We start from the raw sequence: 21,712 nt of genomic DNA, 5'->3' as shown, positions 1-21,712 counted from the left end.
ATTGGTCATTTGGTAAAATAAGGCATAAAAAAACCGAGCTAGTCTGCTCGGCTTTCAAAGGCTAGTTAAAATACCCATTAGCTATTTTGGGTAAAACGTATCCTTACTCTCTGCCATGTCTAATAGGCGTTTAGCTGGTGCAAACTTGTCACCGAGTTGCTGCTTATAATGCGTTAATCGTTCAACAACGTGCTCAATGCCTAAGGTATCCATATATCTAAATGGCCCGCCCAAGAATGGCGGAAAACCGATACCAAATATCGCGCCTATGTCACCGTCTCTGGGATTACGCACCACACCTTCGTCAAGACATATTGCAGCCTCATTAAGCATAAGCAATACGCAACGCTCGGCAATAGTATTCTCGCTCAAACGGCTATTGGGCGTAATGCCAAGTAGATCATAAACGCTTTCATCAACTTCTTTGCCGGGCTTTTTACCTTCATAGTTGTAAAAGCCACGCTTGTTCTTCTTACCTTTTCGATCGTCCGCCAATAATTTGTCAAAACCTGGCGCTGACTCGAATCGCTCACCAAACTCGGCAACCAGAATTGGTCCTATTTTAGTGCCAACATCAATACCTACTTCATCTAAAAGTTTGATGGGTCCCACAGGGAAACCGAATTTGACTAACGCTTTATCAATCTGCTCAATAGGCTCCCCAGCCAATAAAATTTCTGCAGATTCATTCATATAAGGCGCTAAAATTCGATTAACATAGAAACCAGCGCCGTCTTTTACAACGATCGGGGTTTTGCCCTGCTTCTTCGCGAGTTCAACCGTGGTTGAGATTGTTTGATCAGACGTCGCTTCATGGGCAATTACTTCTGCCAACGGCATCTTATCTACGGGTGAAAAATAATGTAAACCAATAACATTTTCAGGGCGCTTCGCCTTAGCGGCAATTTGGCCGATAGGAATTGAAGATGTATTCGAAGCAAAAATCGTATGCTCTGAGCAATGCTCTTCAACATCCGCAACCATATTTTGTTTCAAAGCTAAGTCTTCGAAAACCGCTTCAATCACCACATCTGTATTATCAAACCCAACATAATCAACAGAGCCTGTTAGTCGTGATAACTGAGATTGCATTTCTGAATGCAGCATAAACTTACGCTTCACTTTTTTGTTCAAGATATCGTAGGAATATTTCATCGCATGCGCGATGCCATCGCTACGGATATCTTTGATTCGCGCCGGAAGTTTGGCTTTGGTTGCTGTCACAAACGCTATACCACCGCCCATTAACCCACCGCCTAACACGCCGATTTTCTTCAGCGTTTTAGGCGCGACACCTTCCACGCCATTTTCTTTTTTCATTTCAGTGGTAGCGAAAAATAAACTACGCAGCGCAGCTGATTCTGGCGTCATAACCAGATGACCAAAATGTTTAGCTTCCACTGCAAAACCTTGAGCTTTCCCCTTCTCTAGTCCCGTTTCGATGCAATCAATAATACGCTCAGGTGAGGGATAATTACCCATTGTTTTAGCCTCAGTTTGCTTGCGGGCTTGTTTAAACATGAGTTTTCGGCCCACAGGGGTGCGTTCAAGAAACTGCCCCATTGCATCAAGTTTTACGGGTTTTCTATTCGGTTTGGGGTTTTTCGCCATTTCAATTGCGACTTCGAGCAAAATAGAACGCGGCACCATATCGTCAACGATACCGTATTTTTGGGCTTGTTTTGCTCGTACTGACGCCCCTGTGAGCATCATTTTCATCGCTTGTTGAACGCTAATTAGGCGCGGGAGTCTTTGTGTGCCACCACTACCAGGTAAAAGACCAAGCTGTACTTCAGGTAAGCCCAGTTGCGTCTTGTTGTCGTCACTACATACTCGCATATGACACGCCAACGCAAGTTCAAGTCCGCCGCCCAGAGCAGGACCGTGGATCGCAGCGACAAATGGCACGGTCATATCTTCAATACGTTGGAATACCGCTTGTCCGCCTTTTCCAATCGCTTCAGCTTCCTCTGCACTTTTACATCCTGCGAGCATTGATATATCTGCTCCGGCCACAAAAGAATTGTCCTTACCACTGATTACGACTACGCCTTTAATAGCGCTATCGCTTTGAATTTGGTCAAGCATGTCCCCGATTTGTTCACCAAACTCCACTTTGAGTGTGTTCATGGTTTCCCCAGGCACATCCATACTCAAAATCGCAATACCATCATCACGTTTGGTTAAGGTAAACGCGCTAGGGGCAAGTTGTTGAGTAGTATTTTCGTTTGTCATTTTTTTGCCCTTATTCTGTTTCAACGATCATTGCTGCGGCCAAACCGCCAGCGGCGCAAGCGGTTAGCAATCCGCTGCCGCCTCCACGTCGATTTAATTCATTTAACATTTGAGTGATCATACGTGTGCCCGTCGCTGCAAATGGATGACCGTAGGCAAGAGAACTCCCCATAACATTAAATTTAGCCATATCAATTTCGCCTGTAGCCTTACTTCGACCAAGCTTTTCTTGGGCAAATTTATCACTGGCAAACATTTTGATATTCGCCAATGTTTGCGCCGCAAACGCTTCGTGCATTTCAATTAAGGTTAAGTCATTCAATGTCATGCCCGCTCTGTCTAACGCCATAGGCGTAGCATACGATGGTCCCATTAACATATCCTCCCACACGTCGATAGCGGCAAAAGCATAGCTTTTAATGTAACCAAGAGGGGTATAACCCAATGCTTTTGCACGGCTTTCTGTCATCATCAATACGGCTGAAGCACCATCTGTTAATGGGGTTGCGTTCGCTGCGGTGACAGTACCGTGCTTTTTATCAAACACGGGGCGCAGTTTGGCATAGCCTTCTAATTTTGAATCAAAGCGAATGTTGTTGTCTTTTTCAAAAGCGCTTTTGTACGGCGCAGGGTAAGCGGTCATCACTTCGCCCGCTAATTTACCTTCATTCCAGCTCTGCGCTGCCAAAGAATGCGAACGATGTGCGAGCTTATCTTGGTCTGCTCGACTAATACTATGACTCTTCGCCATTTGCTCAGCAGTTTGTCCCATGGACAACCCAGTTGAATACTCTGCTACTGCAGGTGGAACCGGTAATAAATCTTTTAAGCCTAACTTTTTAAGAACATTGAATTTTTGGCCTAAGGTTTTGGTTTTTTGCAGATCAGTCAAAGCCCGAGCTAGATTTTTGGAAACGCCAATGGGAGAAACAGACGTAGAATCAGCGCCCCCAGCAATGCCGACACTGATGTTGCCCAGCATCATCGATTCCGCAATATTCACTGTAGACTGGAAGCTCGTTGCACACGCCCTAGACACACTATAAGCGTCGGTATGCACACTCATGCCTGTACCTAGTACTATTTCACGTGCGATGTTGGGTGCTTCAGGCATCTGCACGACTTGACCGTAGACCAATTGCTCAATAAGTAGCGGATCCACATTATGCTTAACCAGCATCTCGTTGACTACCATTTTGCCTAAATCAACAGCAGGAACGCCGTGAAAATTCGTCGCCATTTTAGCGAATGGTGTTCGTAGTCCCGCTACGATAGCGATGCGCTCTCCATCTCGAGTCGTAACTGTTTGCTTTGCCGTCATGATTTGCCCTTAATGTTGAGTCAAAAACCAAGTGGTCTGACCTGTAATTTTAATCGATTGTACAGGGAGAATAGATATTTTGAAAGTCCAAGTAACATTGCGTCAATTTTGCACCTTTACAATAGCCTTTAAGGTAGTGAATAACACGCGCCAATGTCTTCCTAAGCGATATGACGACCTGAAGTAAGGTAGCGCCATCGTTGTTGCGCCCAACATTTACGCTATTTAACAATGGATACAATAGCTTATACCGTTGAAACAGATTGGTTTTCATCGAAAAGATGTTATTTGTAACATTGTTTTTCATCAATGGAACCCTATATACACAGCATTGTCTGTTATACAGTTTATTTTCCCGTACACCTTTGTACGCCAATCAACCTAGGAATAATAAGAACGCATGCCTTCAGCTCAATTCTCACAACTACAAGCGTATTTAGACTCACAAGTTATTGGTCAAACAACCTTGACGCAAAATATTCTCGTGGCGTTACTTGCTGACGGCCATCTATTGGTTGAAGGCCCCCCTGGATTGGCCAAAACTCGTGCCGTTAACTCATTGGCCAACGGCGTTGAAGGTGACTTTCACCGTGTTCAGTTTACTCCTGATTTGCTGCCCGCTGATTTAACCGGTACGGATATATATCGCCCAGAAACAGGCAAATTTGATTTTCAAAAAGGCCCGCTTTTCCATAATTTAGTCCTTGCCGATGAAATTAACCGTGCGCCCGCTAAGGTGCAGTCGGCATTGCTCGAAGCCATGGCGGAAAGGCAAATTACTGTAGGCAATAAAACCTATCCCCTGCCTGCGTTATTCTTAGTGATGGCAACTCAAAATCCTATTGAGCAAGAAGGTACTTACCCCTTACCGGAAGCACAATTAGACCGTTTTTTGATGCATCTAGAAATTGATTATCCTGGAGCAGAAACAGAGTTAGCAGTGTTAAAACTCACGCGCAACGAATCATTAAATAGCGCCCCGGTTATACCACCGAACTTGACCCAAGAAGACATATTCAAGGCGCGCAAATCGGTTCTGGAAATCCATCTAGATGAATCCTTAGAACGCTATTTGGTAGAATTGATTATTGCCACTCGTCAACCGCAAAAATACAGCGAACAATTAGCGAGTTGGATTGAATTTGGTGCCAGCCCAAGAGCCACGATTGCTCTAGACAAATGCGCTCGGGCTCACGCTTGGTTAATGGGCAGAGATTTTGTAGGGCCAGATAACATTCATGCGGTATTTCATAATGTACTGCGCCACCGGTTGTTACTCAGTTATGAAGCAGAAGCTGAAGGTGTTAGTAGCAATCAAGTGCTCGATAGCATATTGCAACTTGTCCCTGTTCCTTAAGGACATTGTATATGCAAACGACACAGGACATACCTCAGTGGCTGGCCAGCCATCATAGCGATGGCGTTAATCTGAGTATAAAAGAACTGCTTTACTATCGCACTAAAGCGAGCCTGTTAAATTTAAGCTTAGGACGCCCCGCACAAGCCAAGTTAGCAGGGGGTTACCTAGCGAAGACGAAAGGCCGTGGTATGGAGTTTGATGAAGCACGTCATTACCAACCTGGAGATGATATTCGAGCAATCGATTGGCGAGTCACTGCACGTACGGGTAAAACGCACACGAAAATATACCGTGAAGAGAAAGAGCGTCCAGTTTTTGTGTTAGCCGACTTATCAAGCTCAATGCATTTTGGTACCCAATTGCTGTTTAAATCTGTACAGGTCGCACACTTAACCGCGTTAATAGCGTGGGCGGCCCATAAACGGGGCGATCGAATTGGCGGATTGATTTACAACCAAACACAGCACAAGGAATTCAAACCTTTTTCTAGGCAAAAGGCGGTGCTTTCTTTATTAAATGGCATAGTCAACTTGCATCATCCCCAATCACCGCCTCCTAAACATGGTGAAGAGCAAGTGACGTTCACTGATGCGTGTGCTCGACTTAGGCGCTTGGCACATCCGGGGAGTTTGGTCTTTATATTGAGTGATTTTGCCAACTTAACAGATTCGGCTCAGCAGCACATATCACAGTTAAGTCGGCACTGTGAAGTAACCGCTTACCCTATCAGCGACCCTTTTGAACATGCATTGCCCCAAAGTAAATACCAACAAATGCTTAACTTAACTGACGGGCAAGACGAGCAACAGATACTCATTGGTGAACAACGCATCGCAACGCAATACCAAAGTGAACACGAACAGCGATTTAACGCGATCAACACGCGCTTAAAGAAATGCCGAGCCAATGTAGTGCCGATAAGTTGCGCACAATCTCTAGAGCGACAGTTAGCAAAACGTAGCAGTGAAACAGACGTATGAATCCGTTAGACCAATTGAAAGATATCCACATCCCTTCTCAAATCAGCACCTGGCCGCCAGCCTATGGTTGGTGGTTAGTCGCCTTTTTTATCCTTTTAGTTGTCATTGTGCTTATTACTGCATGGATAAAACACAGGCAATATAACGCAGCACGGCGCCATGCACTGACTGAACTGGCTTCAATCACAAGCAGTCAAGCTGATTGGCCGATTCGTATGAATACCTTACTTAAGCGTATATGCATGCATTATTTACCCAGTGAGCAACATGCAAATTTGCACTCTAAGCGCTGGCAAGCTTATCTCTGTGAGCAGTTGCCGTCATCTAAACAAGGTCCCTTTAACGCGGCCTTTTCAGCGTTGCAAACACAACTCTACCGCCCAGCAACAGCTGATAGCACGCAATTTTCTGCTATTCAAGCCCAAGTCAGCGTATGGATAAAGCATGCCAAACTAAAGGACGTTAGTGAGTCTTCTTCAACAGGAGCCGCACATGTTTGAGTTTGCATGGTGGTGGATGTGGTTCGCTTTACCGTTACCCATTTTGGTTTATTTGTTGCCCGCGAAGGCACAAGTACAATCTGCTGCATTAAGAGTGCCTCACCTGCCCCAAGGGATCCAAAATGTATCTAAGCCCCCCACAAGTAGAATGGCATTCTTGATAATTGCCACCATAGGCTGGGTTGCCCTAGTGAGTGCAAGTGCTCGCCCCCAATGGTTAGGCGAGCCCGTTAGTATTCCCGCAGAAGGCCGCGACCTGATGATTGCGGTTGATTTATCCGGCAGTATGAAAATTGACGATATGCAAGTTAACGGTCGTCAAGTTGATCGCTTGCAAATGATAAAATCGGTATTACATGACTTTATTCAACGTCGCATTGGTGACCGACTAGGGCTGATTTTCTTTGCTGACACAGCTTACTTGCAAGCACCATTGACTTACGATCGTGAGACAGTGTCACAATTATTAAACGAGTCGCTTATTGGCCTGGTGGGTGAACAAACCGCTATCGGGGATGCCATTGGTTTAGCTATCAAGCGCTTCAAAAGCAAAGAAGAGTCAAACAAAGTATTGATCCTGTTAACTGACGGGCAAAATACCGCAGGCAACATTACGCCAGAACAAGCCAATGAATTGGCCATTAACAACGGCGTAACATTATACACAATAGGCGTCGGTGCCGACCAAATGTTAGTACAAAGCATTTTTGGCAGCCGCCAAGTCAATCCATCACAAGAGTTGGATGAAGGCATGTTAACCACCCTTGCAGAATCCACTGGGGGTCGCTATTTTCGTGCAAGAGACGCCCAAAGCTTAAAGGAAATTTACAGCAAGCTAGACGAATTAGAGCCCATCGCTAGAGAAAGTCGACAAATGCGCCCCTTGCAGGCACTTTATTTCTACCCCTTAGGTTTGGCGCTACTTATTTCCTTATTACTGGCCCTTAAACCGCTTGTGTCCAGCTGGTTGTTTAATCTTAAAAACGCTAGAACAGCTAAAGAAAGGAGCCAAATTGATGCTTGATTTTACCCTAGCGGATTTTCATTTTTTGCGTCCTTTGTGGTTATTAGCCATTGTTCCTTTGTTTTTACTCATTGCGCTGTTGAAACGCATGAATCAACAGCGTTCAGGATGGCAATCTGTCTTACCTTCGCACCTATACCAACACCTTGTCGCGAATAATGGAGTTAAATCTTCGAAACCGCCTTTATACGTATTAGTCGTCGCCTGGACGTTAGCCTGCTTAGCCCTCGCGGGTCCAACTTGGCAGCGTCTGCCTCAGCCGGTTTATCAGTTAAACAGCGGCAAAGTCGTGGTACTGGATATGTCATTGTCAATGCGAGCAACAGATGTCACGCCGAACCGTCTCACTCGTGCCAAGTACAAGGCCATTGATTTAGTCAAGGCCATCGCTGAAGGTGAAACTGGCCTCGTTGCTTATGCTGGTGACGCGTTCACCATTAGCCCGCTAAGTTCCGATGGGCAGAATTTAACAGCTTTGATCCCTAGCCTGTCACCTGAAATTATGCCCGTTGCCGGCAGCGAACCGTTTTTAGGCTTGGAATCAGCTATCGCGCTATTACGCAATGCTGGTTACCAACAAGGTGAAATATTTTGGATTACAGATGGCATTGAAAACACGCAAGTGGCTGAGGTGAGTAAATTGCTTGAGAATTCCCCCTATCGCCTTTCCGTGTTGTCGATTGGTACACCCGATGGTGCACCTATTCAATTGGTTAATGGTGACTTTTTAAAAGACAATAGTGGTGCTGTAGTCGTACCTAGATTAAGGGCGAGTAACCTGCAAACCCTAGCGCGCAAAGGAGGTGGCAGGTACATCGCGATGCGCACAGATGATAGCGATATCGACTACCTGAAAAACCAATCGGTACTCTCGTCAGAAGAAGAAAAGTCCAGCGAAACCGAAGACAAGTTTGGTGATGAATGGCAAGAGATGGGTCCTTATCTGTTAATACTGTTATTGCCCCTTGCCGCGTATGGCTTTCGTCGCGGGTTACTAGGCATATTTGCAGTCTTTATGTTGTTGCCCGGGTATACCCCACCCGCCAGTGCGACCTGGTGGGATGACATGTGGCAAACCGCAGATCAGCAAGGTCAACACGCTTTTCAGACTGAAAATTACGAAGAAGCAGCTAAGCACTTTAACGACCCTATGTGGCGGGGAACAGCAGCCTACAAAGCGCAAAACTACGCGGCTGCACTTGATGCATTTCGAACAGCAAGTGGCGCGCAAGCCCGTTACAACGAAGGAAATACTCTTGCCCAGCTAGGTGAAATTGATGAGGCCATTAAAGCCTATGAGAAAGCATTGGCGATTGATCCTGCTCACGAAGATGCACAAGCGAACAAGACGTTGCTTGAACAACAAAAGCAACAGCAACAAGACCAGCAAAATCAAGAACAGCAGGAAAATTCTGACCAGCAACAGCAAAACGAAAACCAGCAAGGAGAGAATAACCAGTCTGGCGATCAACAAGAGGGACAAAAAGAGGGACAAGATTCACAGCAGGATCAAAATGCCGATAACAACTCTGGGCAATCATCACAGGAAAACCAACAGCAATCGCAACAAGATGATAGCAAGCAATCTGCTTCCGAGGAACAACCTGAGCAGAACGAGCAAGATAGCGAAAACAACACTCAGCAAGCTGATTCGCAGTCGCCTCAACAAGGGGAGCGAGAGCAGTCACAAGATGAGCAATCATCACAACCTGCGTCTATGGATGAAAATGAGCAAACTGATGCACAAGATGAGTCTCAGCAGCAGGCGGCTTCAATGGGTGCACAAGCACCACAAGAGCTTACTGACGAACAGAAAGAACAAATGCAACGCATGCAAACATTACTCAACCGCGTTCCTGACGATCCAGCATTCTTATTAAAACGAAAAATGCAGATAGAAAATCAAAAGCGAAGACAACAACGTACACCGACTCAACGACAAAGGAACTGGTAGCAAAATGCAGTTATTTATCCGTTATTTATCTCGTTCATGTTTATTCCTCTGGGCCTTAAGCACATTTGCTCTTGCTCAAATAGATGAACTGTCAGCCACGGTCGATAAAAACCCCGTACTCGCTGATGAATCAATAACCCTAAGTGTGGTTGCCTCGGGCGATGCATCTCGCGAGGCATTCGATCCTAGCCCGTTGAATGCAGATTTTATCGTAGGCAGAACCTCTGTTAGCTCGCAAACCCAAATGATCAACTTTGACACAACCCGCACCACCATTTGGACCACCGTTCTTATTCCGCGTAAGCCAGGGCGTTTTGTCATTCCAGCATTTACCATAGAAGGCCAAAGCTCAGCACCCATTAATATGATGGTTTTACCGGTTTCCGCTCGTCAAAGTACAGAAGGTCGAGATGTTTATGTCACAACGTCAGTCGACACAGACGAAACCTACCTTCAGCAACAAATTCGTTATACCGTAAAGTTGTTTCTTGCCAGAGACCTGCAGCGAGGTAGCTTATCTGCTCCCACTTTGGTCGACGGAGAAATTCGGCAAATTGGTAAAGATGCAGAATATAACGACATCGTCGATGGCAAACGCTATCGGGTGATTGAGCGTACTTTTGCGGTGATCCCGCAAAAGAGTGGCACCTTTACCATCCAAGGCCCGATGTTTGAAGGCGAAGTAGTTCAAGATAGGCAACAGAGCTTCGGTTTTTTCAGCCGCAGTAAAACCATCAATCGTGTAGGCCCGACACAAGAAATAACTGTGAAACCCATTCCTGCTAACTATTCTGGTACTTGGCTGCCGAGTGATTATGTTGAGCTACATGAAGAGTGGCAACCTAATGCAACCGAATTTAAGGCCGGTGAGCCAATCACCCGCACACTGACTCTTACTGCTGTGGGGGTTGATGAAGCGCAGTTACCAAATATCAATAGTCAGTATCCCAGCGGCGTGAAGGTTTACCCTAATCAGCCGAATACCACCACTGTTGAAAAAGACAATACACTCATTGCCCAGCGCACTGAAACCATAGCGATCATTCCCAGCCAAGCGGGTGAATTCACGCTAGAGGAAGTGAGCGTTCCTTGGTTTAACATTGTCAGCGGGCAAGTAGAATATGCGACGCTACCAAAACGCACCATTACGGTCGTTGCGGGCGCTAATAATGCTTCCGCAGCCAACACTGCGCCTACAGTTGCTAACAACGCTCCGCTCCCCCCTACTCTGCCAAGTGCAGAACAGGCCGCCAAACAGGGCAGTCAACACAGCGTTGAACAATCTACCTCGGGCCTTAATCAAAAAACCAATTTGTGGTTCTGGATCAGCTGCGCATTAACACTCTTATGGATAACCACACTGATTGGCTGGGCGCTGCACATTCGTCGTTTAAAAGTCAAAGCGAGCTTGTCCAGTGGAGCCAGCAATGGCGTAGCGCATAATGGCACAGCGAATAAGGCACATCCTTCTGAAAAGCAAGCGTGGAAATCGCTGCAAGCCTCTATGGGAAAAAAGGATAGTCAGGCAATTATTCAGGCATTAACGGTATGGCTAAATACGTTAACGGGAAGTCATGGTAAATCATTGAGTACGTTACAAAATGAATTTCACAAAGCCTCGTTAGATCAAGCGGTAAATACATTATATGCGTCTAAATTTAGCGCCGAGGACAAACAGTGGAACAGGGAAGAACTTGTCTCAACATTTAGCTTAATTCGACAGCAAGCTAGCGCTCATCAAAGTAACAAAAAATTAGCCTCACTTTATTAGATGATGAGTGGGGAACAGCTTTGATGGTTTAAAAGCGCTATTTTTCATGCCTCATTTGCAAATATAGGTCAAAATCCGCAGTAAATAATGCATGTGCAATCAGCCCTTCTTCCGCGACTAAGGGCGAATTGCACTATGCGCCGCTTTAACGAATAATAAGAACACACATAAAAGGCGGAAATAAATAATGAATTTGCGAAAGCAATTTAAAAAAGCCTCGGTCTCTAGTGACATGCTAGATAAACAAAAAAGATACGAAACCCTGGTCCAAGCATTACATGGCGACATATTCCGCTATGCATACTGGCTGGTTAAAGATAAAGCGGTGGCAGAAGACATAGTCCAAGAGACGTTTCTGCGTGCATGGAAATCATTGGATTCATTAAAGGACGAAAAAGCCGCCAAATCTTGGTTGATTACGATTCTGCGTCGAGAAAATGCCCGACGCTTTGAACGTAAGCAGTTCGACTTGGTTGATATCGATGATGTGTCTATTTCAGACGATCAGTTGACTCACGAGGTTGAAATTGAGCACCGAGAGTTACGAAAAATAATGGCCTCTTTGACAGAAGAGTATAGAGAGCCATTAATGCTGCAAATCATGTTTGGATACAGCGGAGATGAAATTGCAGCTCAACTAAATTTAAACAAGAATACCGTAATGACCCGGTTATTTCGGGCACGCAGCCAAATTAAAGAGGCCCTAGAGAAATCAAATGACAATCGAGAACGGAAAAATGGATGATTTAGAATTTCGCAGAACCATTTATGCTGATCCGAATTGCGATGACATACGAGTCAAAGAAGCGGCAGCACAAGATCCTGCAAAACAAGAATTTTGGTCTGAGCAAAAAAAGATCGACGCGAGCTTGCAGGCAGCGATGAAAGTTGATGTGCCTGACGATTTGGCCCACAAACTTATTTTGCGCCAAACCATGCAAACTCATCAACACAATAAGAAGCGTGCCCGGGTGCATTTAGCGTTAGCGGCATCTTTAGCGTTTGTTGTTGGGGTAAGTTTCACGTTATGGCAACAACAAAACTATATTGATCTGTCAGCACAATCGCTGGCTCATGTATATCATGAAGGTCCTCATGCACTGGATGCAAACGAAGATTTCACCATGCAACAAGTTAATGCCAAGCTTGCCCAGTATGGTGGTCATTTAAATGAGGATATGGGGCAAATATTTTACGCCAATCATTGTGTCCACAAAGGCGTTAAAAGTCTGCACTTGGTCATGCAGGGTGAGAATGGCAAAGTTACTGTGTTTGTTGTACCCCATAAAGAGGGTTACAAAGCGAAAAACAGGGTTAACGATGGCTACCTAACTGCCGAAGCAGTGGAAATGAATAACACCAGCTTGGTTATCGTCAGTGAAAATGTGCATGATGTTGAACAAACCAAAAACAAATTGACTAAGGGCATGACTTTCTCTGCCTAAGAATGTGGATTGCGTAAAGAAGACCGCGCCACATAGAAACAGACATAGGTTGATAAAAAGGAGCTTGTGCTCCTTTTTATCCGCCGTGACTATCTTTTGAACCTCCCCTTAACTGCGCCACCGCTAAAAGCATATCAATGTGTTCAATGCCCCCGTCATCATAGGGCTTACCCTCTGGGTGAAAACCAAATTTGAGATAAAAATCGATCGCATTTGTTTGTGCGGATAACATAATCGTAGTTATTTCATGGTCACGTTGAATCTCTTCAATAGCCTGTTCAATCAAGCCTTTGCCTATTCCCTGCCCTCGGTACTCAGGTAAACACACTACCCGCTCAATCTTGGCGTTAATTTGCTTAGTTTTACGTACCCTTGCATAGGCAATTAATCTGGCTTGGTGAAACACGCAAATATGCTCGCTGATTTTATCTTGCTCGTCTATGTCTCTGTATATACTTTGTTGATCGATAATAAATACGTCTTGGCGCAATTGTAATATTGCGTATAAATCGTTCAATTTCAGCTGATTAAAAGAGATTACTTGGGTTTTATATAATGCGGACACTAGTGTATTCCTAGGTTGCTTGATAGCATGGTGTAAAAAGTAGACGCTAATTTGCAACAGCGTAAACAAAAACTCAATCATTCCTCATCTTAATCGAAGGACATCATGGAAACAGCCACTTTTATATCGCTCGGATTGTACTTTCTCGCCATGCTCGCTATTGGTCTTTACTCATTCAAACAAGCAAATACTGACGTAGAGGGTTACATGCTCGGTGGCCGTAATCTTAGCCCAAAAGTCACTGCCCTTTCGGCGGGTGCTTCAGACATGAGCGGATGGATGTTAATGGGCTTACCCGGGGCGATGTATTTGACCGGTCTGTCGAGTGCTTGGATAGCCATAGGACTCGTCATTGGTGCCTATCTTAACTATGTTTTAGTAGCGCCCCGCTTACGTGTTTATACAGAAGTGGCAAATAATGCGATTACTATCCCTGACTATTTTGAGAATCGGTTCAATGACAAGAGCCGCGTTTTGCGTATCGTTTCTTCTATCGTCATTGTGTTGTTTTTTACCTTATATACCTCATCCGGCGTCGTCGCAGGCGGCAAATTATTTGAAACATCATTCGGTCTAAATTACGAATTGGGCTTATACATCACTGCTGGTGTGGTCGTGGCATATACCTTATTTGGCGGTTTTATGGCCGTGAGCATTACTGACTTTGTGCAAGGATGTATTATGTTTGTAGCGCTGGTATTGGTGCCTGTGGTGGTGCTCGTCGATTTAGACGGTTGGCAAGGTGTTACCCAGTCTTTAAATACGCTTGATGGTCAGTACTTGGATATGTTCGTCAATGCCTCAAACGGTGAGCTTGTATCAACAATTGCCATCATATCTATGCTGTCTTGGGGTTTCGGCTATTTTGGACAACCCCATATCATCGTGCGCTTCATGGCTATTCGTAGCGTAAACGACATCAAAACGGCACAAAAAATCGGCATTTCTTGGATGGTAGTAGCCATAACGGGGGCATTAGCAACGGGGTTATTGGGGCTTGCCTACGTGACTAAGCAAGGTACGCCATTAAATGACGCGGAAACAATCTTTATTTATTTATCTCAATTGCTCTTTCATCCGTTAATCGGTGGTTTCTTGCTTGCAGCAATTTTGGCTGCAATCATGAGCACTATTTCTTCACAATTATTAGTCACATCTAGCTCCCTAACGAGCGACTTTTATCAAGCATTTTTCAGACGAGATGCGAGTCAACACGAACTGATCATCGTTGGTCGTATATCCGTGGTCATTGTTGCTTTGGTCGCTATTTTCTTAGCGTACGACAGAGATAGCAGTATATTGTCATTGGTCAGTAATGCTTGGGCAGGTTTCGGTGCAGCATTTGGGCCTTTGATTTTATTCAGTCTATTTTGGAAGCGAATGACCCTCATCTCAGCCATAAGTGGCATGTTAGTCGGAGCTGTAACAGTGTTATTATGGATTTATTTGCCAATTACTGTTGATGGACAGAGCCTAAGTGCTTGGCTATACGAAATAGTACCGGGCTTTATATTGTCGAGCTTGACTATTGTTATAATCAGCTTAGTGTCAAAACAAACTGATAGTTCAATTATCAATACATTTGAGAAAGTTGAGAAGACCTTGCACGACTCGGCGAATAACGGCGGCAATGCTTCTTAATGTTTAAATAGGGAATTTACATGAACTTTTATGCCGCTAGGCAACCGATATTACATGCAGATAAAACACTGTTTGCTTATGAATTGTTATTTCGGGATAGTTTGGAAAATACCTTTCCAAATATAAATGAAGATGAAGCTACAGCGAAAATGGTCGCTGGGATTCAGTTCAATCTAGGACTAGACAGCTTGTTACCTAACACCCTAGCCTTTATCAACTTTACCCATAACTCTTTGCTCGATGGGTACCCTTTGATGTTACCCAAAGAGAAGATCGTTGTAGAAATATTGGAAACGGTTAAACCGGGTAAAAAGCTACTAAGTGCGTGCATTGAGCTAAAGGAAAAGGGCTATATCATTGCCCTAGATGACTACGTCCATCAAGGAGTTTGGCTGCATTTCTACCCTTATATCGATATTATCAAAATTGATTATCAGGATACCTCTCACGAGCAAATCCTGCAGATAATAGAAGCAATAAAGCCCTTTCCTAAGATAAAACTGTTAGCGGAGAAAATTGAAACTCACCAGGAATACTTGCAAGCACTGGACTATGGTTGTTGTTATTTTCAAGGCTATTTTTTCAGCAAGCCTGAGATTATAAAAAATACCGCCCTGACACCTTCGCAAATGTCGATAGCGAAATTAATGGGGGAAATGGCTAAAGAAGACCCTAAAATTCAGATTATTACTCAAGCATTTGAATCTGATGTGAGCCTCTCCTTTAAATTGTTACGTTATGCCCAATCGCCGATTTTTAAGCGCACCAAACAAATTGAGACGATAAAACAAGCTATCGTGGTGTTGGGGCAAACCGAACTTAGGCGCTTTGTGTCACTGCTTTTCACCGCTCAATTCAGTGAGGGCAAGCCTGCTGAGCTCACCGTTATGTCACTTTCACGGGCTCGTTATTGTGAATTACTGACAGAATATTCTAATCAACGCGACGGGGTGTCTGCTGCCTTTTTAGTGGGTCTGTTGTCACTACTAGACGCCATGTTAGATGCTGATATCGCAGACCTTATGGAGAAACTGCCTATATCTCAAAATATCAAAGACAGTATCGTATTACGTCAAGGGGAACAGGCGAAGTACTTGATGTTAAGCGAATTTTTTGAAAACGGACAATGGAGCGATGTGTATCGCCTGTGCGAGAATCTCGACGTTAATTTTGATGATGCATTTTCAATGTTTCAACAATCTCAATTGTGGGCAAAAGAAAGACTCCAAGCCTTAAAGTAATACCCCATTCAAACAATTGTCACTTTGTCATGATATATTTTTAAAAAATATATCATGACAGCCGTATTTCGTGATATCGTTCTATGCATATAATATTTTAGTATATCCATTAACTTAGCACGAGAAACTCTATGACTTCGTCGATTCCAAACGTTACACATTTGAAACAGCTAGAAGCGGAAAGTATTCACATTTTTCGTGAAGTAGCCGCTGAATTTGATAACCCAGTAATGCTTTACTCAGTGGGTAAAGACTCTTCTGTGTTGCTACATCTAGCGCGTAAAGCTTTTGCGCCAGGTAAAATTCCTTTTCCTTTGCTGCATGTAGATACCACATGGAAATTCCACGAAATGATTGCCTTTCGTGACCAAATGGCAAAGAAGCACGATCTAGACTTGTTGGTTCATATTAACCAAGAAGGCGTGGATATGGACATAAACCCATTTATTCATGGCAGTGCTAAGCATACAGATATTATGAAAACGGTTGGTCTTAAGCAGGCGTTGAACAAATACAAATTCGACGCAGCTTTTGGCGGTGCAAGGCGTGATGAAGAGAAGTCTCGTGCCAAAGAGCGCGTATACTCATTCCGAGATGAAAACCACCGTTGGGATCCAAAAAACCAACGTCCAGAATTATGGAATATCTACAATTCACAAATTAACAAAGGCGAAAGCATTCGTGTATTCCCTATGTCGAATTGGACAGAGTTAGATATTTGGCAATACATCTACATGGAAAACATTGAAATTCCTTCTTTGTACCTTGCTAAGCCACGCCCAGTGGTAGAGCGTGATGGTTTGTTGATCATGGTTGATGACGAGCGCATGCCACTAAAAGAAGGTGAAACGCCAGAGATGCGTTCAGTGCGTTTTAGAACTTTGGGCTGTTACCCTTTGACAGGTGCAGTTGAATCGACGGCAGATACATTGCCTGAAGTTATTCAAGAAATGTTGTTAACCAAAACGTCTGAACGTCAAGGGCGCGTTATCGATAATGACTCCTCTGGCTCCATGGAGAAGAAAAAGATGGAAGGTTATTTCTAATGGAAAACAACATTGTTTGGCATCAGCACGAGGTTGACAAGCGTCGCCGCGCTGACGCGAAAGGGCAAAAGCCGTGTGTGGTTTGGCTGACTGGATTGAGCGGCTCTGGTAAGTCGACCATCGCTAATTTATTAGAAAAAAAATTAGCCGATAACGGTAAGCACACTTACTTACTTGACGGTGACAATGTTCGTCATGGTCTAAATGGCGATTTGACCTTTAGCGACAAAGATCGTGTCGAAAATATTCGCCGCATAGGTGAATTATCCAAACTCTTCGTAGATTCAGGCTTGATTGTAATCACCGCATTTATCTCGCCGTTTAAAAGTGAACGTGATTACTGCCGGTCTCTGCTTGAGCAAAACGAATTTGTTGAGGTGTTTGTCGATACGCCATTAGAGGAATGCGAAAAACGTGATCCTAAAGGTTTGTATCAAAAAGCTCGTTCCGGCGAAATTACTGATTTTACCGGTATCAGCTCACCTTATGAAGCACCAGAATCTCCTGAGATCACCCTTGATTTCAGCGGGCAAAGCGCCCAAGAATCTGCCGAGCAACTGTTCACTCAATTAAAGCAAAAAGGATTGATTGACTAATGCTAGATAGCAAATTAATAGACAGTATTACTCATATTGCACACCAAGCAGGTGCTGCAATAATGGATATATATCAGCGTGATTTTGCGATATATGAAAAGTCTGATGAAAGCCCATTAACAGAAGCCGATTTAGCCGCTCACAATTGTATTGTGGAGGGGTTACAAGCTGTGTCTGATTTACCTATTTTGTCAGAAGAGTCTGCCAACATTCCTTGGTCTGAGCGCCAAACATGGGATAAATATTGGTTAGTAGACCCCCTAGATGGCACAAAAGAATTTATTAAAAAGAATGGCGAGTTCACAGTCAATATAGCATTGATTGATAATGGTGAACCCGTTTTTGGTGTCGTTTATGCTCCCGTGCTAAAGCAGACCTATGTCGGTATTGTAGGCCAAGGTGCTTATAAGCTAGAAGGTGATAGTCGCACTGCGATTACCCCTAAGACGAAGAGCGATGACGAAGAATGGCGCGTGGTTGGCAGTCGTTCCCATCAAAGCCCTGACATTCAAGCGCTACTTGCCAAACTTGGCGGAGAGCCTGAGCTTGTGGCCATGGGCAGTTCGTTGAAATTATGTTTAGTTGCTGAAGGTGCAGCGCATTTATACCCCCGCTTAGGCCCTACGTCTGAATGGGATACAGGTGCAGCTGACGCAGTGGTTCGTGCTGCCGGTGGTAAAGTCACTATTATTGAAAGTGCTGCCAATGTATTCGATGAACACGCTAAACCTCTTAGCTATAACCAAAAAGAATCCGTTTTAAACCCTTATTTCCTTGTGAGTTGCTGATCATGAATAGTGAAAACGCGTTATTACAATCTGACATCCTGGCGTACCTCGAACAGCATGAGCAAAAAGACATGCTGCGTTTTTTAACCTGCGGTAGCGTAGATGACGGTAAAAGTACTCTAATTGGTCGTTTACTACACGACTCAAAAATGATTTACGAAGATCAGCTTGCCGCCATTACCAAAGACAGTAAAAAGTCTGGTACCACTGGCGACAAAGTAGATTTAGCCTTATTAGTAGATGGTCTTGCGTCTGAACGTGAGCAAGGGATCACTATTGATGTGGCATATCGTTACTTCTCAACGGATAAGCGTAAGTTTATTATCGCCGATACGCCGGGACACGAGCAATATACTCGCAACATGGTAACCGGCGCATCAACATGTGATTTGGCCATCATATTGGTCGATGCACGTGCAGGGGTTAAAACCCAAACCCGTCGCCATTCCTTTTTGGTTTCTTTGCTTGGCATCAAACATGTCATCGTGGCAATCAACAAAATGGATTTGATGGAGTACAGTGAAGAAGTATACGAGAACATCAAAAAAGACTACTTGGTCTTTTCTGAACAACTAGATATCCCTGATATTCAGTTCGTGCCTATCTCAGCCCTCGATGGCGATAATGTGGTTAACAAGAGCGAGAATACTCCTTGGTTTGAGGGTTCTACGTTAATGAAAACCTTGGAAAATATCGAAATTGGTAATGACGCTAATGTCGATGATTTCCGCTTTCCAGTTCAGTACGTTAACCGCCCTAATCTTAACTTCCGTGGCTTTGCCGGTACTGTTGTTTCTGGTCAAATCAAAAAAGGCGACAAGATCACCGCGCTTCCGTCAGGAAAGCAGTCCACAGTACGCTCTATTGTCGGTTTTGAAGGCGAGCAAGATGTGGCTTATACGCCGCTTACCACTACTATCACCCTTGAAGATGAAATTGATATCTCTCGTGGTGACATGATTGTTAAGTCTGATAACCTGCCCTTACAAAGCAGTGCTTATGAAGTCAATTTAGTGTGGATGGACGAAACACCGTTAATGCCAAACAAGCAATACGGTTTTAAATTTGCCACTAAATTTGTTCCAGGTAGCGTAACAGATATCGAATATCAGATTGATGTGAATACTATGGAGCACAAAGATGCAGTACGTCTTAATTTGAATGAAATTGGTGTAGGCAAAATCAAGCTTACGCAATCAGTTGCTTGTGACTCATACACCAAAAACCGTGAAACCGGTGCATTCATTATTATTGACCGATTAACCAATAGCACAGTCGGTGCAGGTATGGTGATTGATGCCATTCAAGATTCAGGTACGAAAACAGAGTTTTCTGAGTTTGAACTTGAATTTAATACCTTGGTTAGAAAGCATTTTCCACATTGGAATGCCACTGACATCACTAAGCTGTAGGCGCAACGTCGATACTATATGGACATAAACCAGCTTCTGGTATTAGCAATATTTACCGGTACATTAGCGGCGCTTATTCTCACGAATAAGCGCCCTTCTTCAATTTTTGCAGGCACATTGCTAGCACTTATATTAAGTCAGCAATTATCGCTTTCAAACATCATCAACAACTTCACAAACCAAGGATTAATTACCCTTATTCTGTTGTTGATTGTAAGCACAGCAGTAGATAAAACATCTCTGGTTAAACGATTAGGCCGCACGCTTATTGTTGCGAGCTTCAAACGCAGTTACTGGCGCTTATTTGGACTGACCTTCGCCTCTTCGGCGTTGTTGAATAACACGGCCGTGGTAGCAAGTTTGATTGGCCCGACTAAACAAAATCAATACCACCCTGCCTCTAAGTTACTGATCCCTCTGTCATACGCGGCGATATTGGGCGGTACAGTGACGCTTATTGGTACCTCCACCAACCTTATTGTTGATAGTTTCATGCGCGAGCATGGTCACGCAGGCTTTAATTTTTGGGACTTTACGCTGTATGGCTTGGTCGCAGGTTTAAGCTGTGGCGTGTTAATGTTTTTGTTGACGCCACTGTTGCCCGTTATCGAAAACAAGAACCGTAAATACAATAGTTATTTTATTGATGCAAAAGTAGAAGCCGATTCTGAATTAATAGGCAAAAGTGTCGAGCAAAACCACTTACGTAATCTACCTGAGCTTTTTTTAATCGAAGTGGTGCGAAACGGTAAACTTATCAGCCCTGTTAACCCTGAGTTAGTCATACAGCAAAACGACAAACTGATTTTTTCTGGTGATATCCACAAGGTTGATAATTTAAGTCACATCAAGGGGTTAACCCTTTTTGCAGAATCAAATGGTTTGCTACGTGAAAACCTTACCGAAGTGATTATTTCGAATCGGGCGCAAATCATTGGTAAAACGCTTAAAAGTGTTGGTTTTAGGGCGTTATTTGATGCTGCTGTTGTGGCCATTCGTCGAGACGGTGAAACCCTATCAGGGAAATTAGGCGAAATTAAACTTCAAGCAGGTGACTTTCTACTACTGGCCACGGGCCCCGATTTCCTCAAACGTCAAAACTTAACCAAAAACTTCTTCATTTTGTCTGAGAAAAAAGTCGCCACAAAACTTCTCGATAAACAAGAGTGGATAACCCTAGGCGGTTTTCTATTAACTATCGCCCTTGCTGCCGCATCCGTTATTTCCCTCGCCACTGGTTTAGTGTTTTTCCTAGCGATACTGGTCGCCACTGGCGTTACATCCACCAACGAAGTTAAACGTCACCTACCGCTAGAGCTCATTGTAGTGATTGTCGGCGCTCTTAGTCTGGCTAATGCGTTGGAAGGCGCAGGCGTAATAACCACGCTCACACACTATTTAGAGCCCTTCATGTCAAGCTCCAGCCCATTTGTGGCACTGGTGGTCGTGTATTTAGCCACCTTGTTATTAACAGAGCTAGTCACTAATAACGCTGCTGCCGCACTGATGTTCCCCTTCGCTTACGGATTGGTAGAGAGTCTAGGCGTACCTTTGATGCCGTTTGCCTTAGCGGTCGCCTTTGCCGCCAGCGCTAGCTTTATATCGCCCTATGGGTATCAAACCAATTTGCTGGTTTTTAGTGCTAGTAATTATAAGATGAAACACTTTGTGAAATTTGGTCTGCCCATTTCAATTTGCTACTCAAGTATCGTACTCGTCCTACTGAAGTACACATATGACTTTTAACGTTAGCGAACACGTTCACTAGCTCAACGGGTCCGAAGTTTTAAAAAGCGCCTAATCCAATTCCCAATACAAAAAAAGACGAGAGTG

18 protein-coding genes are annotated in these 21,712 nt (G+C 44.1%); 15 read left to right on the top strand and 3 right to left on the bottom strand.

Annotation, left to right across the window (positions count from 1 at the left end):
- Nucleotides 1–81: 81 nt before the first annotated feature.
- Nucleotides 82–2,235 carry a fatty acid oxidation complex subunit alpha FadJ gene (gene fadJ / locus GMES_RS17710; RefSeq protein ID WP_006994138.1) on the bottom strand — a complete coding sequence of 718 codons (2,154 nt, stop codon included), beginning with the start codon at nt 2,233–2,235 and terminating at the stop codon, nt 82–84.
- 10 nt (nt 2,236–2,245) lie between these two features.
- Nucleotides 2,246–3,556, bottom strand: a complete 1,311-nt coding sequence (gene fadI / locus GMES_RS17705) for an acetyl-CoA C-acyltransferase FadI (protein ID WP_006994137.1) — start codon at nt 3,554–3,556, stop codon at nt 2,246–2,248.
- Nucleotides 3,557–3,956: 400 nt separating this feature from the next.
- Between fadI and GMES_RS17700 the strand changes: the two genes are divergently transcribed.
- From GMES_RS17700 to GMES_RS17665, 8 genes are all read left to right on the top strand, one after another.
- Entirely contained in the window at nt 3,957–4,913 is a 957-nt protein-coding gene (locus GMES_RS17700; protein WP_006994136.1) for an AAA family ATPase, read from the top strand.
- An 11-nt stretch (nt 4,914–4,924) separates the two neighbouring features.
- A complete protein-coding gene (locus GMES_RS17695; protein WP_006994135.1) occupies nt 4,925–5,896 on the top strand; it encodes a DUF58 domain-containing protein in 972 nt (323 codons plus the stop codon).
- A complete protein-coding gene (locus GMES_RS17690; protein WP_006994134.1) occupies nt 5,893–6,396 on the top strand; it encodes a DUF4381 domain-containing protein in 504 nt (167 codons plus the stop codon). Before GMES_RS17695 ends, GMES_RS17690 begins: the two co-directional genes overlap by 4 nt.
- Nucleotides 6,389–7,420: a vWA domain-containing protein gene (locus tag GMES_RS17685; RefSeq protein WP_006994133.1), complete on the top strand. Its 1,032-nt coding sequence runs from the start codon at nt 6,389–6,391 to the stop codon at nt 7,418–7,420. Before GMES_RS17690 ends, GMES_RS17685 begins: the two co-directional genes overlap by 8 nt.
- Nucleotides 7,413–9,374, top strand: coding sequence for a VWA domain-containing protein (locus tag GMES_RS17680; protein WP_006994132.1), 1,962 nt, complete (start codon nt 7,413–7,415; stop codon nt 9,372–9,374). The genes GMES_RS17685 and GMES_RS17680 overlap by 8 nt, the downstream gene beginning before the upstream one ends.
- 4 nt (nt 9,375–9,378) lie before the next feature.
- Nucleotides 9,379–11,145 carry a BatD family protein gene (locus tag GMES_RS17675; RefSeq protein WP_006994131.1) on the top strand — a complete coding sequence of 589 codons (1,767 nt, stop codon included), beginning with the start codon at nt 9,379–9,381 and terminating at the stop codon, nt 11,143–11,145.
- Between the two features lie 187 nt (nt 11,146–11,332).
- Nucleotides 11,333–11,890: a sigma-70 family RNA polymerase sigma factor gene (locus tag GMES_RS17670; RefSeq protein WP_006994130.1), complete on the top strand. Its 558-nt coding sequence runs from the start codon at nt 11,333–11,335 to the stop codon at nt 11,888–11,890.
- Nucleotides 11,883–12,590 (top strand): DUF3379 domain-containing protein, encoded by a 708-nt coding sequence (locus tag GMES_RS17665; RefSeq protein ID WP_006994129.1) that lies wholly within the window; start codon nt 11,883–11,885, stop codon nt 12,588–12,590. Before GMES_RS17670 ends, GMES_RS17665 begins: the two co-directional genes overlap by 8 nt.
- 76 nt (nt 12,591–12,666) lie before the next feature.
- Here GMES_RS17665 and GMES_RS17660 read toward each other — a convergent pair whose 3' ends face one another.
- The gene (locus GMES_RS17660) at nt 12,667–13,155 is read right to left on the bottom strand and encodes a GNAT family N-acetyltransferase (protein WP_006994128.1); all 489 of its coding nucleotides are present in this window, start codon (nt 13,153–13,155) and stop codon (nt 12,667–12,669) included.
- 105 nt (nt 13,156–13,260) lie between these two features.
- Here GMES_RS17660 and putP point away from each other — a divergent pair, with 105 nt between their 5' ends.
- The 7 genes from putP to GMES_RS17625 all read left to right on the top strand — a co-directional run bounded on the left by putP (nt 13,261) and on the right by GMES_RS17625 (nt 21,625).
- Nucleotides 13,261–14,796, top strand: coding sequence for a sodium/proline symporter PutP (putP, locus tag GMES_RS17655; protein ID WP_006994127.1), 1,536 nt, complete (start codon nt 13,261–13,263; stop codon nt 14,794–14,796).
- A gap of 20 nt (nt 14,797–14,816) precedes the next feature.
- Complete coding sequence (locus tag GMES_RS17650; protein WP_006994126.1) at nt 14,817–16,037, top strand: EAL and HDOD domain-containing protein; 1,221 nt, start codon at nt 14,817–14,819, stop codon at nt 16,035–16,037.
- A 131-nt stretch (nt 16,038–16,168) separates the two neighbouring features.
- Nucleotides 16,169–17,083 carry a sulfate adenylyltransferase subunit CysD gene (gene cysD, locus GMES_RS17645; protein ID WP_006994125.1) on the top strand — a complete coding sequence of 305 codons (915 nt, stop codon included), beginning with the start codon at nt 16,169–16,171 and terminating at the stop codon, nt 17,081–17,083.
- Entirely contained in the window at nt 17,083–17,679 is a 597-nt protein-coding gene (gene cysC / locus GMES_RS17640) for an adenylyl-sulfate kinase (RefSeq protein WP_006994124.1), read from the top strand. The genes cysD and cysC overlap by 1 nt, the downstream gene beginning before the upstream one ends.
- Complete coding sequence (cysQ, locus tag GMES_RS17635; RefSeq protein ID WP_006994123.1) at nt 17,679–18,467, top strand: 3'(2'),5'-bisphosphate nucleotidase CysQ; 789 nt, start codon at nt 17,679–17,681, stop codon at nt 18,465–18,467. The genes cysC and cysQ overlap by 1 nt, the downstream gene beginning before the upstream one ends.
- 2 nt (nt 18,468–18,469) lie before the next feature.
- Nucleotides 18,470–19,879 (top strand): sulfate adenylyltransferase subunit CysN, encoded by a 1,410-nt coding sequence (cysN, locus tag GMES_RS17630; RefSeq protein ID WP_006994122.1) that lies wholly within the window; start codon nt 18,470–18,472, stop codon nt 19,877–19,879.
- Between the two features lie 18 nt (nt 19,880–19,897).
- Nucleotides 19,898–21,625: an SLC13 family permease gene (locus GMES_RS17625; RefSeq protein WP_006994121.1), complete on the top strand. Its 1,728-nt coding sequence runs from the start codon at nt 19,898–19,900 to the stop codon at nt 21,623–21,625.
- Nucleotides 21,626–21,712 lie beyond the last annotated feature (87 nt).

Source organism: Paraglaciecola mesophila KMM 241, from assembly GCF_000315015.1.
Classification (GTDB): Bacteria; Pseudomonadota; Gammaproteobacteria; order Enterobacterales; family Alteromonadaceae; genus Paraglaciecola; species Paraglaciecola mesophila.
Note: the sequence above shows the minus strand (reverse complement) of the source record. Positions and strands in the feature narration are given on the sequence as shown.

What these genes read in the sequence shown, in the direction of transcription:
- GMES_RS17625 (WP_006994121.1), top strand. Translation starts at nt 19,898, where the DNA reads ATGGACATAAACCAGCTTCTGGTATTAGCAATATTTACCGGTACATTA.
- cysN (WP_006994122.1), top strand. Translation starts at nt 18,470, where the DNA reads ATGAATAGTGAAAACGCGTTATTACAATCTGACATCCTGGCGTACCTC.
- GMES_RS17700 (WP_006994136.1), top strand. Translation starts at nt 3,957, where the DNA reads ATGCCTTCAGCTCAATTCTCACAACTACAAGCGTATTTAGACTCACAA.
- fadI (WP_006994137.1), bottom strand. Translation starts at nt 3,556, where the DNA reads ATGACGGCAAAGCAAACAGTTACGACTCGAGATGGAGAGCGCATCGCT.
- GMES_RS17670 (WP_006994130.1), top strand. Translation starts at nt 11,333, where the DNA reads ATGAATTTGCGAAAGCAATTTAAAAAAGCCTCGGTCTCTAGTGACATG.
- GMES_RS17650 (WP_006994126.1), top strand. Translation starts at nt 14,817, where the DNA reads ATGAACTTTTATGCCGCTAGGCAACCGATATTACATGCAGATAAAACA.
- cysD (WP_006994125.1), top strand. Translation starts at nt 16,169, where the DNA reads ATGACTTCGTCGATTCCAAACGTTACACATTTGAAACAGCTAGAAGCG.
- GMES_RS17680 (WP_006994132.1), top strand. Translation starts at nt 7,413, where the DNA reads ATGCTTGATTTTACCCTAGCGGATTTTCATTTTTTGCGTCCTTTGTGG.
- GMES_RS17695 (WP_006994135.1), top strand. Translation starts at nt 4,925, where the DNA reads ATGCAAACGACACAGGACATACCTCAGTGGCTGGCCAGCCATCATAGC.
- fadJ (WP_006994138.1), bottom strand. Translation starts at nt 2,235, where the DNA reads ATGACAAACGAAAATACTACTCAACAACTTGCCCCTAGCGCGTTTACC.
- cysC (WP_006994124.1), top strand. Translation starts at nt 17,083, where the DNA reads ATGGAAAACAACATTGTTTGGCATCAGCACGAGGTTGACAAGCGTCGC.
- GMES_RS17685 (WP_006994133.1), top strand. Translation starts at nt 6,389, where the DNA reads ATGTTTGAGTTTGCATGGTGGTGGATGTGGTTCGCTTTACCGTTACCC.
- GMES_RS17690 (WP_006994134.1), top strand. Translation starts at nt 5,893, where the DNA reads ATGAATCCGTTAGACCAATTGAAAGATATCCACATCCCTTCTCAAATC.
- GMES_RS17665 (WP_006994129.1), top strand. Translation starts at nt 11,883, where the DNA reads ATGGATGATTTAGAATTTCGCAGAACCATTTATGCTGATCCGAATTGC.
- GMES_RS17675 (WP_006994131.1), top strand. Translation starts at nt 9,379, where the DNA reads ATGCAGTTATTTATCCGTTATTTATCTCGTTCATGTTTATTCCTCTGG.
- cysQ (WP_006994123.1), top strand. Translation starts at nt 17,679, where the DNA reads ATGCTAGATAGCAAATTAATAGACAGTATTACTCATATTGCACACCAA.
- putP (WP_006994127.1), top strand. Translation starts at nt 13,261, where the DNA reads ATGGAAACAGCCACTTTTATATCGCTCGGATTGTACTTTCTCGCCATG.